The 13,024-nt window shown below is 60.3% G+C and carries 12 protein-coding genes and 1 tRNA gene; 6 read left to right on the top strand and 7 right to left on the bottom strand.

Features of this window, described 5'->3' with window-relative positions:
- Nucleotides 1-219 precede the first annotated feature (219 nt).
- From HMPREF2792_RS08255 to HMPREF2792_RS08230, 6 genes are all read right to left on the bottom strand, one after another.
- Nucleotides 220-915, bottom strand: a complete 696-nt coding sequence (locus HMPREF2792_RS08255) for a hypothetical protein (RefSeq protein ID WP_070532744.1) — start codon at nt 913-915, stop codon at nt 220-222.
- A gap of 155 nt (nt 916-1,070) precedes the next feature.
- A complete protein-coding gene (locus HMPREF2792_RS08250) occupies nt 1,071-2,216 on the bottom strand; it encodes a DUF3322 domain-containing protein (protein WP_070532741.1) in 1,146 nt (381 codons plus the stop codon).
- The gene (locus HMPREF2792_RS08245) at nt 2,203-5,586 is read right to left on the bottom strand and encodes an ATP-binding protein (protein ID WP_070532738.1); all 3,384 of its coding nucleotides are present in this window, start codon (nt 5,584-5,586) and stop codon (nt 2,203-2,205) included. Before HMPREF2792_RS08245 ends, HMPREF2792_RS08250 begins: the two co-directional genes overlap by 14 nt.
- Nucleotides 5,579-6,259, bottom strand: coding sequence for a DUF4194 domain-containing protein (locus tag HMPREF2792_RS08240; protein WP_070519688.1), 681 nt, complete (start codon nt 6,257-6,259; stop codon nt 5,579-5,581). The genes HMPREF2792_RS08245 and HMPREF2792_RS08240 overlap by 8 nt, the downstream gene beginning before the upstream one ends.
- On the bottom strand, nt 6,256-7,728 hold the full coding sequence (locus HMPREF2792_RS08235) for a DUF3375 domain-containing protein (protein ID WP_070532735.1): 1,473 nt from the start codon (nt 7,726-7,728) through the stop codon (nt 6,256-6,258). Before HMPREF2792_RS08235 ends, HMPREF2792_RS08240 begins: the two co-directional genes overlap by 4 nt.
- A 137-nt stretch (nt 7,729-7,865) precedes the next feature.
- Entirely contained in the window at nt 7,866-8,099 is a 234-nt protein-coding gene (locus tag HMPREF2792_RS08230; RefSeq protein ID WP_070532732.1) for a hypothetical protein, read from the bottom strand.
- A 234-nt stretch (nt 8,100-8,333) separates the two neighbouring features.
- On the opposite strand from HMPREF2792_RS08230, the gene HMPREF2792_RS08225 reads away from it, so the two are divergent.
- Nucleotides 8,334-8,618, top strand: a complete 285-nt coding sequence (locus tag HMPREF2792_RS08225) for a helix-turn-helix domain-containing protein (RefSeq protein WP_232748510.1) — start codon at nt 8,334-8,336, stop codon at nt 8,616-8,618.
- Nucleotides 8,619-8,647: 29 nt separating this feature from the next.
- Here HMPREF2792_RS08225 and HMPREF2792_RS08220 read toward each other — a convergent pair whose 3' ends face one another.
- On the bottom strand, nt 8,648-9,982 hold the full coding sequence (locus HMPREF2792_RS08220; RefSeq protein WP_070532729.1) for an AAA family ATPase: 1,335 nt from the start codon (nt 9,980-9,982) through the stop codon (nt 8,648-8,650).
- A gap of 150 nt (nt 9,983-10,132) precedes the next feature.
- Here HMPREF2792_RS08220 and HMPREF2792_RS08215 point away from each other — a divergent pair, with 150 nt between their 5' ends.
- From HMPREF2792_RS08215 to HMPREF2792_RS08195, 5 genes are all read left to right on the top strand, one after another.
- Nucleotides 10,133-10,558, top strand: a complete 426-nt coding sequence (locus HMPREF2792_RS08215) for a hypothetical protein (RefSeq protein ID WP_070532726.1) — start codon at nt 10,133-10,135, stop codon at nt 10,556-10,558.
- 189 nt (nt 10,559-10,747) lie between these two features.
- A tRNA-Ile gene (locus HMPREF2792_RS08210) sits at nt 10,748-10,821 on the top strand.
- 132 nt (nt 10,822-10,953) lie between these two features.
- On the top strand, nt 10,954-11,403 hold the full coding sequence (locus tag HMPREF2792_RS08205; protein WP_070532722.1) for a Panacea domain-containing protein: 450 nt from the start codon (nt 10,954-10,956) through the stop codon (nt 11,401-11,403).
- A 74-nt stretch (nt 11,404-11,477) separates the two neighbouring features.
- Nucleotides 11,478-11,834 (top strand): hypothetical protein, encoded by a 357-nt coding sequence (locus HMPREF2792_RS12690; protein ID WP_083303775.1) that lies wholly within the window; start codon nt 11,478-11,480, stop codon nt 11,832-11,834.
- A gap of 100 nt (nt 11,835-11,934) precedes the next feature.
- The gene (locus HMPREF2792_RS08195) at nt 11,935-13,008 is read left to right on the top strand and encodes a trimeric intracellular cation channel family protein (protein ID WP_070532747.1); all 1,074 of its coding nucleotides are present in this window, start codon (nt 11,935-11,937) and stop codon (nt 13,006-13,008) included.
- Nucleotides 13,009-13,024: the final 16 nt, after the last annotated feature.

The following is a 13,024-nucleotide window of genomic DNA, read 5'->3' as shown; positions in this document are numbered from 1 at the left end:
CTCCGTGTCCAAAAAGTCGCTAGACATCACAAGACTCGACTAGCCATTGGAGACTGATGAAATTCCGGTTCGCGTTGAGTATCGAAGGCGACGTCGGGGAGATGGCATTGTGCCTCTTGACTGAATTGGGCTAAATAAGGCATACTCTGAGACAGGAGCAGCCCTACATCATGTACAGCTGCTCGACCCTCACCGAGGCTACTGGCAGGTGGGGGTCATTTAATTTTCTCTTGGAGCTTGCGCGGGTTTACGCTTCGGCAGCACCGTTAAGATTTGGCAATGTTCTGCCAGATATTTGTTGAACCATACTGTGCTCTGTCCGCCGTGAGTTAGCGTTCGTCGATACATATAGGCCACAAGGTCTGGTATCCAAAGACACGTTTCGTCGGCTGGGCTTACCCATGCGGCGGGAATTCCTTGTGGAAGGACGTTCAACCTTCGTAAACGCTTTAGTGTGTTTCTATCTTTGTCGTTATCAGATTGGGAATACCGTTCCTCGAAAATGATTCCGTTGAGCGAAAAGTCTTGCTCGGTGATAGTGGTGATCAGCTTCTCGAGGCAGTCTTGGCGAGCGTGCTCAACATCGTGGTCCTGCTGAAGCGGGCGAAGACAAGAGACAGAATGGGAGTCTCCGAATTCATGACAAAGCTTGAGCATTGCCTCGACCCTTTCTTGACCTTCGGTGGTTTGCATTGATTCAGTCGTATGCCAATAGGAGGACTGCGCGACTTCTTTCAGATAGTCCCGGGTGTCGGCAAGGTGCTTGAACTTAATGGCGGTTGCGACCAGTGCGTAAAAGGAATCGGAAAATTCCTCACCGGGGGCTACGTAGCTCTCGTCGATAAAAAGAATTGTGTCTTCGGGGGAGGCTTGTTGGAAGATACGAGATAGAGAAGGGTGGAGGCGGTGGGGCAAAAGCTATACCTCAATTCACGGTAGATAAAGTGTTCGATATTAAAGCTAGTATACCTATTGCGTAGGGCACCTTTTTAAGAATGAGATGTGGTGAGGCGGCGGGCTTCATGCGGGTTACAGACCTTTGGTCGAATATTTGTTCGTTCGGGAACCTCTTAGGTCTCTTTCATTGGACAGAACTCTTGTTGAACTCGGACACTCGCATACGCAAACGGAATCCGCTCTTGCTCAATGCGCAGCCTTCCGTTGGTGTAAAGCAAGCGGTAGGCGCGTTGCTCGTCGGTGGTGAGGTGGGTGAGGGTGGCGGAGCCGTCGCCGGGGTCGGGGACGGCTAGGTGCTGGAATTCGGTGACGGTGGCGGGGTCCATGAGCAGTGATGTGGTGTGGGGGAAGTGGGCGCGCACGGCGTTGAGGATGGCAAAGCCGGCGGCGTCAAGATCGCCCCAGTAGGTGATGTCGGTGCGGTGGAGCCAGTCCAGTGCCTGGAGCTGGTGGGCGGCGGTGCCGGAGCCGAGGATGGCGATGGTGGTTGGGGAGGCGTCGGCAAGCGCGGGAAGCGCCAAGAAGGTTTGTTTGTTCTCCACGATGAGCACCCGGGGTGGGGTGTCGGGGAAGAGGGTGGCGGCGTCGGCGAGGGGGATTTCGATATCGGAGAGTGCCGGGGCGTGGTTGAGGTAGCGCAGTCGCAGGCGGGCATCACTGCGGCGCAGGCCCAAGTCCGTGATGCCGAAGGGAGCAAGGAGCGCCAGGAGCAGGCGGCGGTGGGTGCCTATCCATTTACCATCCACGCCTTCCACCGGCACGGCGCGCTCCCACTCGCCGGAGTGGGGATTGGCGCGCAGCCAGGTCAGACACGGTCCAAGGCAGCGTAGGTCGTAGGTGCTTAAGTCCTTCCACTGGTTGTACGTGCGGCGGACGGTATGAGTGAAGTTCGGGGAGTCCGGAAAGATGGCGGCGATGTCCTGGGTGCGCTGGAGGGCCCTGTCGTAGTCGGACATCAGGCCCGCGGCGGCGGCGATGCGCGCGGCACCGGTGAGTATTGCGCGTGTGGGAACGTCGTTGGTGCCAAGGCCCGCGCGGGACCAATTGCGGGATTCATAGATGACCTCTTCCTGGTGCGGCCAGCGCTGCCAGGCGCGGATGAAATCCTTCGTGGCGCCGATATCGCGGGCGGCGGCCGTAGCTGTTGGCGGGTGCAGCGGCCAGTCAAGGTTGAGCGCAGCGGGGTCGGCGAGTGCTTCGGCGAAGTGGTTGTGCAGGTACTTGGCGGCATGCCCCTGCAGGTCTTTAGGAGTCCGCATCGTCGGAGTCCTTGGGGTCGGGTTCGTGGTGGGTGGAGGCGTCGATAAGCTTGTAGCCCGTGCGCGCCTGCGGTCGGCCGTCGATGGTGGGCTCGTCGTAGCTGACCACGATGGTGCCGTCCACATAGGGCGAGAGGGTCTGGATGAGCTTGAAGGGCGTGGCCAGAATCATGTGGAATCCAAAGGACGCGAAGACGGACATGGCCGTGCGGGTAAAAGCGGGATCCGCGCGGTCAAAGGCCTCATCCAAGATGATGGACCCATAGGTGGGCACGTCCTGGTCCGGCTCCGCGAGGCGGAAGCGCAGGGCTGCGGCTAAGCAGAAGAAGACGAGCTTTTGTGCCTGGCCGCCGGAGAGTGAGGCGGAGTCTTGATAGGTGTTGGCCGTGGTTCCATCGGGGTAGCACTCGCGGCCGACAAAGCTGACGTGCCGGCGGGTATCCAAAACCACGTTGCGCCAGCGGATATCTTCCGGCTGGCTGGAGCTCAGGCGGCTTAAGATCTTGTCCAAGGCGTGGTAGCGCGCAATGGCTGCCGCTGGATCATCCTCGGTGACTTCCGCCAGGCTGTAGGAGGTGGCGGCATCGAGATCCCGCTGGAATTCTTGGACCACCTGGCCGCGGGCGTCCTTGACGTCGATGCGCAGGGTGCGCTCACCGTTGAAGGGGGAGCGCTCCAGGGACTTGTTGATGTAGTCCATGCGCATCTCAATATCGCTGCGGGCGCGGCGCAGATCCGTGGCCAGGTGGGAGAGGTTGCGCACCGTCTGGCCGTTGAGCAGCTCTAGGAAGCGGGCGCGGAAATCAGCCAGACGGTCCGCCCGGAGGAACTTGAGCTTCTCAATGCCCTCGCCGGCAAAGCTGGCCTGTGGCTCCAAGTCGGCGGCTTCCGCCGGCCACTGGGACAGGTAAGCGTGCAGAACGGAGACAATCTTGTCGTTGGCCTCCTCGATGCGGCGCGCTGCCGTGCGGGAGGTTGCTTGCAAACTGGCCTGGACCTCATCGCGGCGGGCATCGATGTCATCGATAGTGAGACTGCGCTTGCCTTTGTGCAGGGCTTGAATGACTGCCGTCTCAATGTCTTTATCCGCAATGTCCGGCACGGGGCCGATGCCGCGGCGGCGAGTGGCGGAGCGCTCGAGCTCGCCTTCGACGTTGCCCAGGTGCTTCTGCGCCTCGTTGAGTCTGGTGCGGGCGGCATCGAGCTTCTGCTTGGCCTGGGCGTGCGCGGCGGCCAGCGCCTGGGCCTCCGGGGAGGAAGCCAGTGAGTCAAACTGCTCTTGCAGATCACGCTTGCGGGCCTCGGCGGAGGCGGTGTCGATGTCCTGGAATGAGGTATCCAGAACCTGCTGGGCCTTATCGCGCTGGGAGCGCAGGATGTTCATCTTCCGGTTGAAGTCCTGAACACGCTTGGCCGTAGCGCGGGCGGTGGCCTTGGCTTCGGTGAGCTGGGATCGCAGCAGCTCAATCTTGGCGGTGTTGGTGGAGCCCACCCGGTACCAGGCGGTGCCGCTAAAACGCGTGCGGTCATCCTTGATGAAGCGCGTTGAGCCGTCCTTGTCCTTGGGGCGGCTTTCCAGGCCATCGCGGGTAATGGCCGGGGTCTTGGTGACCTTCTCCAATTCCGCTACGGAGTCCACGCATTCGTAGTTGAAGCGGCGCGAAATGTGGTGGCGTACCCAACCCGCCATGGCGTGGTCTTGGAACTCGAGTTTGTGGATGAGCTGCCGCGGGCTGCGCGCCGCTGCCGGCGCCGGGGCAAACTCCGGGATGGTGCGGTACTCCAAGCGCGTGCCCACGTTGCGGGAATTGACCCACTGGTTGATGGCCTCCCGCGCGGCTTCGGGCACGAGCAGGGTGGCGGCGAAATTGTGCAGTAGCTTCTGGATAACCGGCTCCCACTCGCTCTGGTGCGGGCTGATATCGATGAGCTCGCCGGCGAAGGGGAGCTCGGACTCGGCATAGCCGGTATCGCGGGCCAGTTGCGAGCGCAGTTCCACCAAGGTCTTATCGATGTTGGTTCTCCGCGAGCTGAAAGAGCGCAGCTCGCTGTCCAGCGTGGAGCAGGCGGTGGCGGCGTCGCGGGCGGCCACGCCCGCCTCCTGTTGGTGGTTGATGAGGTCTTCGAGATCGGCCTCGAAGTCCGCGATGCGGATCTTCGCATTGGCCTGTAGTTGGGCGAAGCCATGCGGGCTGAGCTCGTAGTGATCAGTCCACTGTCCGGCCGCTGCACTAAGGCGCTGGAACTCCTTCGTGCGGTGCTCAATCTCCTTTTCGGCGGTTTCTATCTTGGCCCTTAAGGCATCGAGCTCACCCGAACTGAGCTGGGAGACGGCCACTGCGGCGAGGCGCTCTGCGTCATCGAGGTGAGCAACATCGGCCTCAAGGGATGCGGCCTGAGACTGGGCTTCAGCCAACTGCGCTGAAAGGGCGCGAATGCGAACGTCCAGTTCTTCTGCCACCAAGCGGGCGCGGACCGCTGGCAGTGCCTCAGCCATGGCCTCCGCTTGTGCTTTGTCCGCCTCCGCGCCTGTGCGCTGGGAATGCAGCTGGGGCAGGGGAGCGAGCGTATCAATCTGGGCCTTGACGTCCTCGACCCTTAAGTAGGCTTGGCGCAGATCCTCAAATTGCTCGACGGCCTCATCCGCCTTCTCAAAGGTAGCCGGACGGTCCAGCATGTAGTCCCTAAAGAGCTGGTCCAGGCTGGAGAGGGACTTCGCGGATTGCGTGCGGTGGAGAAGCAGCTGGCCCTCCACATTCTTGATCCCTAAGCGTTTGCGGAAGCGGTCCGCGAACGTGGTGTAGGTCGGCGTGAAGGATGCGCCGGGGCCTTTGTACATTGCCTTAATCTTGCGGGTGTCCAGGCTGCGGGTGAGCAAGGGGCTGAGCTTGTCGATGTCCTCGTCGCCCGGCACCAGCCCATATAACTTTTTGATCTGGCTCACTGAGTTCTCACCGCCGTTGAGGCGGAAGATAGCGATGAGGGTGTGCTGCTTGCCCGCGCCGTTATCGTAGGTCAGCGCCACGACCGAGTTGGTGGCGCCCTCCCGCAAGTATTCGGGGGTGATCTCACCGGTCTGCGTGTTCTCCCGCTGCCGCCATGCGCCGCGCACATAGGAGACGAGGTTGCGCCCGTTGTGCCGCCCGAGGTCCTGTTGCGACGCCGCGTTGAACTTCACGTGACTTTGCGGAACAAGAACCGCAGACATGGCATCGAGCAACGTGGACTTGCCGGAACCCGAGCCGCCTGTAATGAGGAAACCCTTGCGAGCTACCGGGATGGAGAAGTAGCCGTGGAAAGTACCCCAGTTAATCAGCTGGATGCGGCTGATACGGAATTGTCCGGGGTAGTAGGTGGTGTTCTTAGTCATCGGAGGCATCCTCCTGCTCTTGGAGCTGCTCTGGTTCCTGCTCATCCTGGTCTTCCGTCTGTGCCAGGCGGGCGTATTCATCCCGGATGGCGGAGACCGTGGAGGCGTCGAAAAGCTGGCGCAGTACCGGGGAAACCTCAAAGCGGCCCTCGGTTTCGGTGGCGCTGATGAGGGAATAGTCATTCTGTATGCGTTTCATTGCCGCGTTGAAGCGCTTGGTGAAGCCGGCCTCGTCGCGGTTATCCACCGCGCGGACATAGCCGATGCTTTCCCGGAGATCCTCCACGTCCACGATGACGCGCTCGCCGGGCAGGGTGAGGCCCAGCTCCTGGCGCAGGTTCAACAAGATGGCGGTGTCGATGTGCTTAAGCTTGTCCGTGCGCAGCACCTGCGGGATGCTCAAGCTGTCTTCCTCCACCATGCGGGTGAATGCGAAGCCTTCCGTCTCATCCACGACGAGCTCCAGGAACACCTCGTGCAACCGGGCGCGTAGGTTCTCCTCGTCGGAGATAATCGCCGCCCACAGTACCGGTTCCTTCTGCGCGCGAATGAGCGGGCCCTGCAGTAGCTGCACCAGCGCGCGCCGCGAATGGTAGGTCAGCGTTCCTTTATCGTGTTCCCACAGCGGCGGCTCGTGCGCGGCATCGACGCGGGGACTGTTGGCGGCGGTCACTGTAGCTCCTTAACGGTGGTGTGATCGAAATACATGGTGGGGATCTGGGCGCAACGCACGGTACCGTCTTCCTCGGTCCACGTGACTGTCTCGTGTTCTTCTTTCAGCGAGGGCAGCGGGTGGGAATCCGCGATATGTACCAAACCCACCACGCTGGCCAGACCTTGCGTCGGGGGATAGGCCTGCAGCACCTGGCCAATAGTGCAGGGGCCGGACTTGGCGACGGCCCCGCGTACCGCCTCGTGTAATTCCTCAAAGTCGATTTCTGATTCGCGGACCAGCTCATAGAGCGCTTGCGGGTCTTCCGTGCCGGGCTGGTAGGCCACTGGCGCCTCCTCCACGACCTCCCGCCCGGGATTGGCCAGGCGGATGCGGGAGACCGAATGAATCGACATGCCGATGCGCTGCAGCGGTGTGTCCATCCGATGAAAAGCTTTCAGCTCGGAGTTTTGTGCTGCATCAATGGCCATGCCGCGGGCCTCGCGCAGTAGTTCAATCATGCGCCGGTCCTCCGCGAACTGCTCGGAGGAGACGTAGTTGCGCAAACTGCGCGCCAGCCCGGTCATGGTCTGGTTGACCTCGAAGCTGGTTTCCTCCATATCGCGAAAGAGGCTGCGAAGCCGCTGCCTCCTGTCCGGGGCGAGCTGCTGCCCGGGCTCGCTTTCCAAAACCTCCTTGATCCATTGGTCCAACCAGGCGCTGCGCTCCCTATCCATCAGGAGGGAATAGAAGCCGCGGAAGCTGCGCCCGGCCTCCGACTCAGCAATGTGGTCCACGCCGTTGAAGATTTCCTCCAGCACCTCGCCGCGGTATCCCTCCGGATCTAAGAGCTGTCGGCGCAGCTGGTGGTTGAGGGCCTCGAGCTCATGGCGAACCCGGGCGAAATCGCTCGGCACGGCCATGGCCATGTTCAGTACGTCTTGAACGCGCTCTTCCGTCTCCGCGGCAGTGAGGCTTTCAAACTGTCCGAGGTGTGCCTTTTCAATCTCGCGGTCAATGCGGTCACGTTCTGCTTCCAAGCTGGCCACGCGGCTAGCGATGTCCTCGTTGGTATCCCGCGCCAACCTTTGCAGCGCCGAGCTGATCGACTCCACCCGTGAGGCCGTCACCGCGGTCACCGGTGCTTCCCAGCGCTCGATGGCTTCGAGGGCCGAGAGCGCATCTTCACTGGGCTCGAGCGTTTCGCCGTGGGAGCTCTTGCCGGACTTTCTGATTAACCAGCCGGCCTTGACCCAGTCATTGCAGTAGTTCTGTGGCGTGCGGGGCATGGAAAACTCGCTGGCCAAAACCTCGAAATCGGTGACCATGAGCTCGTATACCTCTGCTGCTGGGCGCGCCCGGGTGCCGCGTGGGAAGTACTCCGCAATCAACGCCAGAATCACGGGCGCGTTATCCGCAGCCAGGAGCCGGATTGCGGCGGAATCGCGCATCAAGCGCCGGAGGGAGAGGGCGCGTGCTTCAACAGACATGTCTTGATTCTGACAGGTGTACCGGACATGCGCAGTGGAGTCGGGCTCAGATTTTCGAAGCCCTCTGCCTGGTGCATGTCCTACAGAGAATAAGTTGAAATAATTACGCCCATGGAGGCGGGACCAGAAGCGAAGCTTTAGGCTGCATCCACCTGGTCGTCTTGTACCTCGACGCGGCCCATGAAATACCGTGAATGCGACTTTTTCAAGGATTCCAGGGAAGGCGCTGAAATATGGGCGATCTCGATATCAGGATCGTCGATCGCTGCTTCGCGGCGGAGGCGTTCCTTGAGCGCTTGAGTCGAGTCCGAGAATTGTTTGATGAAAGACTCGCCTGAGCGACGTTTGTAAATGTTTATAAATTCAGACACTGTGTTGCTCCGATTTATCTGGCTGTCCGACGAGAATTTCAGTTGTGCTCAGCCCCTAATCTAGTAGCAATCAGTCAAGCATGGGGCCGCTCTAACCGTTGTCGGGAGTGAGTCCCTGCTTTGCATCGGTATCGCGAGTGACTTGGCCAACCTGTTGAATGACAACGCCTTGGAAGCTGACTGGGGTGGCTAGCGCAAGAGCGCTCAGTCGCGTTGTCGCGTAATGTTCAGCGATTGATTTCCCAGGTCTTGATGTCCGTTGTGCAACGAGGAGAAGTCACGATCTCTCGCATTCCTGAGGAGCTCACCAGTACGGTAGCCGCCGAGTTGCTAGGCGTTTCGCGCCCAACGCTCATGAAATGGGCAAAAGAAGGAAAAATTGCGACCCATAAGCGTGGAACGCATACGAGGTTCAAGCGCGAAGACGTATTGCAAATGAGGCGCCAGCGTGCCAAAGAACGTGTTAAGGCGTTTCAGGAATGGCGTGCATTCGAAGAGGAGAATGCGCATTTGTTCTGAGGGGAGTCGTCGCCAAGCGCCCGCCCCTTTCATGCACCGTCCGTGACGAGCTCCCGCAGCGCAGTCAGTGCCTCCCGTGAGGCGGTGCCGTAGCGCTCGCGCAGGAAGTGGTGGGTGGCGTCGGGATTGCCCAGGGACACGGGCGCGTCGCTGAGGTTGTGCAGTTCCGATTCGCCGGCGGAGGTCTTCTCCACGGACCAGAAGCTCTCGGGGTGCAGGCCCAGCTCGCCGGCGCGCTCGAGGACGCTGAAGGTGTGGGAGGCAAAGATGAGCTGCGCGCCGTTGACGTTGATACTGGGCTCGCGGAAGGCCTGGATGATGAAGTCAAGGAGCGCTGGGCGCAGGGCGGAATCCAGCTCATCGGCCACCAGGATCCCGCCGCGGCGCAGAGTATCGAGAACCAGGGGAGCGGTGGCCATCCAGTTCTGCGTGCCGCCGGATTCATCGGTCAGCTTCAGCTCGTAGAAGGAATCATCGGACTTGTGCTCCACGATGATGGCGTGCAGCAGGGATTCAATCTCCGCATCGGAGTAGGCACCAAACTCATCGGGGCGGCGGATGCTGCCATAGCTGTGGCTGAGCGCATCGATGACCGGGCGCATCTGGCGGAAGACGTGCTCGGGGATGTGGTCCTGGTTGAGCCGTACGGAGTGGATACCGGCATCGGCCGCGCGCAGCAGCGCGGCAGCCTCATGCAGGCGCAGCTTGCCCTCACGGATAAGGGTGGTGATGCGGGAGGCAGTGCTCATGGAAGTATGGCCGTGCGGCAGGTAAGCCACGTCGTGCACCAGGGCGCTAGCCAGCGGGGCGAGGACAGGGTGCTCGTCGCGCAGGCCGGCGGAGAGGATTAGCTCGGTGTCCGTAACGGGGCCGAGCTTGGCGACGTCCCCCTTGTCCATGAAGGACCTCGTCCACTGCACCTCCTCACCGCGGGTCCGCACGAAGCAGGGGCTCCACCTCGTCGATGGCACGCGGCTGAGCCATTCCGCGTGCACGCCGGTGAAGCTCCACTGGAATCCGTAGAGGTAGCGCACGCCATCGAGCTCAAAATCCAGCTCGAAGGTGCTGGGCAGGCGCTGCGTGCGAGGAACCAGGCGGTACGGGGCGTGGGGGAGTTGGTTGGGTGGGGCGTCGGCAAGCCAGGTGGTGGCGGAGGATTCGATGGCGAGCAGGGCGAAGGCGAGGGCATTGAGGACGCTGCTCTTTCCCGACGCCGTGGGGCCGATGAGTACGGAGGTGGGCTCGCTGACCTGTGCCCATCCTTCCTCCGGGGCGGTGGAGTGCTGCCAGTGGTGGTACAGCGAGAGCGTTTGCGTCGCGCGGATGCTGCGGAAGTTAGACACGCTAAAGGAAAGGAGCCTCATGGTCGCGACACTACAGGCTCACACATGCCGGATCATAGACAGCTGTCCTAGGCCCGGGTGCGTGCCCTCATCCGGATTTCAGACTCACCCCGGCGGGCGCTGGTAGCGTTTACTACACACCGCAACAGCAACCACAGGAGGCCGCATCCTATGGACGGAGATATCACTGGGCTGCTTGTGTGTGTCGGTTTAGTGCTGGTCATGGTGGCCTATTGGACCTTTTATATCCGGTACGTGCGGAGGAATCCCCAATCAGAAGAGTGGTACGACTCAGCTGATGCAACAGGTGCAGAAAGCGATGGCGTCCTTTTCATTTATCCTTATGGCACGCTCATTATGGGCGCGGCCGGTGCCACAGGGTTGGTGGCAAGTGCGAACCTTCCCGAGTCCGTCGAAACGGTGCTGATTGTTCCGCTCGTGGCAGCTTTCGTCATTGGAGTTATTGGGTTTACGGGGGCGATTGGGATTCCGCTTCCGTGGCCTTTTGTTCCGCGGTGGGTCGTGGACATCCGCAAAGCAAAGCGCGCGCGACGCCGCGCGCGCAGGCAAGCCAGAAGAATGAAGAAGAAAGAATAGGCCTGGTGGCTAACTCAGCGTGCTGGAACCTAAGTGAACAGAAACCTGTCTTGGCAGTGAAAGGGCGGAAGAGCACTGCTGAAGCTTAGACAGCGATTTCAGGGGCCTAAATTGTCGTTTTCTGGGCCCGCCGATTAATGTTGCTGGGAGCGGATTCGCTGTGTGCATAAAAGCAGGCGGGGAATACGCGGGGCTATAGCTCAGTCGGTTAGAGCTACGGACTCATAATCCGTTGGTCCCGGGTTCGAGCCCCGGTGGCCCCACAGCTTAAAGCTCTCATTGCGCCCTCTTGATGCTGCCCTTATGACGGGTGTTCTTACTCCTGCTCGATCGTTGGGATGGTGCCGTGTCTTGGGCCTGTTGTACTCTTGGCAGGAACCGGAAGGAGGGCAGACATGGAACAATATACGGCGCGGCAAATAGCTGAATGGTTCGTAGCGTGGGCTGATGAAACTGACGATGCAGAAATTACGCAGCTCAAGCTTCAAAAGCTTCTTTATTACGCCAAAGGTCTGCATATGCGTTCTTCTGATGGCCTGCCGCTTTTCCCTGACCGAATGGAAGCATGGGCGCATGGCCCAGTAGTTGTAGACATCTACCATGACGTCAAGCACTACGGAAAGCTTCCCATAGACCCCGATGAGTTCATCTCAGATGACTTTGATTGGGATGATTACCGTGACGTCGAGCAGGATCTGATTGAGGTGTGGGACAAATATGGCCCATACTCTGCATGGGCATTGCGTAATAAAACCCACACCGAATCTCCTTGGAAAAAGAACTTCGTCGAGGGCAAACGAGGGCTAGAGATTACGGATGCCGATCTGAAGAACTATTTCTGCTAGCCGTGGGCAAGAAAAGTAAACGGCGGGGGAGCAGGCCAACCAGAGGGGCGAGGAGCGCCCCAGAGTCGAGTGTTGTGGATGCTCTTCGCAGTTCTAGGGCTGACTATCCGCTCCTGTCAACGCGGTTCCTGCAGAAGGGGTGGGGCTTCGGGGAGCTAGATGACTCGATGCGCGCGGAGTTTTTGGAAAAGTGGCACAAGCGGTCAGTGCTGTCATGGAAAGAGCTGGCACAGCATCCCAAGCACGGACTTGGCTCAGAGTTTATTCCGGCAAGCGCGATCATTCCTAAGATTCCTCGGCAGTTTCAGGACGTCGAGAGGTTCCGGGTTTACCGCCACAAAGGGAATCTCCCTTTTGCGGGCTGGAAAGACGGGGAAGTGTTTTATGTCATTTGGATTGAGAAAGCCTACAACGAGCTCTACGTGCATTAGCGCCTTTTCTAAGCGTCCGTGGCCCGCCAGCCAGGCGGCGTATTTCAAGGAATAGCTCCTCAATGCGAGATATCGCACAGCACCCGATACGATGACCACCATGAGCGTTGTCGAGATGGACCCATTGATCGAGTCGCTGTACTACTGGTCCGACATCATTGGTGTCCTCCTCATGGGCATGATTGGCGGCACCATGGCCCGCCAGCGTGGCTATGACATCGTGGGCTTCTTCTTCATTGCGATGTTCTCCTCCCTCGGCGGCGGCATGATCCGTGACGTGCTGATCAACCGCGGCACCGTCGCCGCGATGAGTCAGCCGGAGTATCTCTACCTGGCGTTTGCCGGCGCAATCATCGCCCGCTTCGTCTACTTCAAAGGCAAGACGTGGGACTATGTCCAGTCCCATGGGGATGCGGTGGTCTCGGCGCTGTGGGCGTCGACAGGCGCGCTCAAGGCCATTGCCTATGGGCTGCCGCTGATTCCTTGCATCATGATGGGCGTGTTCACCGCCACGGGTGGTTCCATGATCCGTGACATCGCCATGGGGCGCGAACCCGCCGTCTTTGGGGATAACACACCCACCGTGATCCCCGCGGTGGCCTGCGCTTTGGTGGTCCTCGGCGCGGATTCGGCCGGCTACTTGGCCTGGGGAGTCATTCTTGGTCCGGTTGTCTCCTTCGTGATGACCATGCTGGGTATCTGGGCCGGGTGGCGCGTGCCCGCCCGCCAGGAGTGGGCGCCGGTTAATGACACCGCGGCCTACGTCATGGTGATGGCGCGGAAGGCGGAAAGCAAGGGCAGGGCCGTGGGGCGTCGCCTAGAGCCCTCCAAACTCCGTTCTTGGCGCCACAACCAGATGGAAAAGGCACTGCAGCGCCGTATCGAGCGCGAGGTGCGCGCCGGCAAGCGTCGTTCGGAAGCAGCCATTGATGCCACCGAGTTCCTCGACTCCTTCAATGAGGAAGTCGCGGAGATGTCGCAGATGATGAAGCCGCCCGCCGCGGAAGCGGAAACCTCCGATTTCGGCGTGGACTTGAGCGGCGATTCCTACGAGACCCCGAGCACCGAGGGGCCGACACCACGCGAGCTTTTGGATCGCATTTTGGCCGATGACCAGCTCACCGATGAGTTGGTGGAGAGGCTCATGCGCCGTTATGAAAAGAGAGATGATTAGATCCTTTAAAGTATTA

Source organism: Corynebacterium sp. HMSC068H04 (assembly GCF_001811255.1).
Taxonomy (GTDB): Bacteria; Actinomycetota; Actinomycetes; order Mycobacteriales; family Mycobacteriaceae; genus Corynebacterium; species Corynebacterium hesseae.
The sequence above is the reverse complement of the archived record's forward strand: the minus strand, read 5'-3'. Positions and strand labels throughout refer to the sequence as shown.

Coding starts and splice junctions, on each gene's coding strand:
- HMPREF2792_RS08235 (WP_070532735.1), bottom strand. CDS start 7,728: ATGTCTGTTGAAGCACGCGCCCTCTCCCTCCGGCGCTTGATGCGCGAT.
- HMPREF2792_RS08195 (WP_070532747.1), top strand. CDS start 11,935: ATGAGCGTTGTCGAGATGGACCCATTGATCGAGTCGCTGTACTACTGG.
- HMPREF2792_RS08245 (WP_070532738.1), bottom strand. CDS start 5,586: ATGACTAAGAACACCACCTACTACCCCGGACAATTCCGTATCAGCCGC.
- HMPREF2792_RS08250 (WP_070532741.1), bottom strand. CDS start 2,216: ATGCGGACTCCTAAAGACCTGCAGGGGCATGCCGCCAAGTACCTGCAC.
- HMPREF2792_RS08205 (WP_070532722.1), top strand. CDS start 10,954: ATGGAACAATATACGGCGCGGCAAATAGCTGAATGGTTCGTAGCGTGG.
- HMPREF2792_RS08220 (WP_070532729.1), bottom strand. CDS start 9,982: ATGAGGCTCCTTTCCTTTAGCGTGTCTAACTTCCGCAGCATCCGCGCG.
- HMPREF2792_RS08215 (WP_070532726.1), top strand. CDS start 10,133: ATGGACGGAGATATCACTGGGCTGCTTGTGTGTGTCGGTTTAGTGCTG.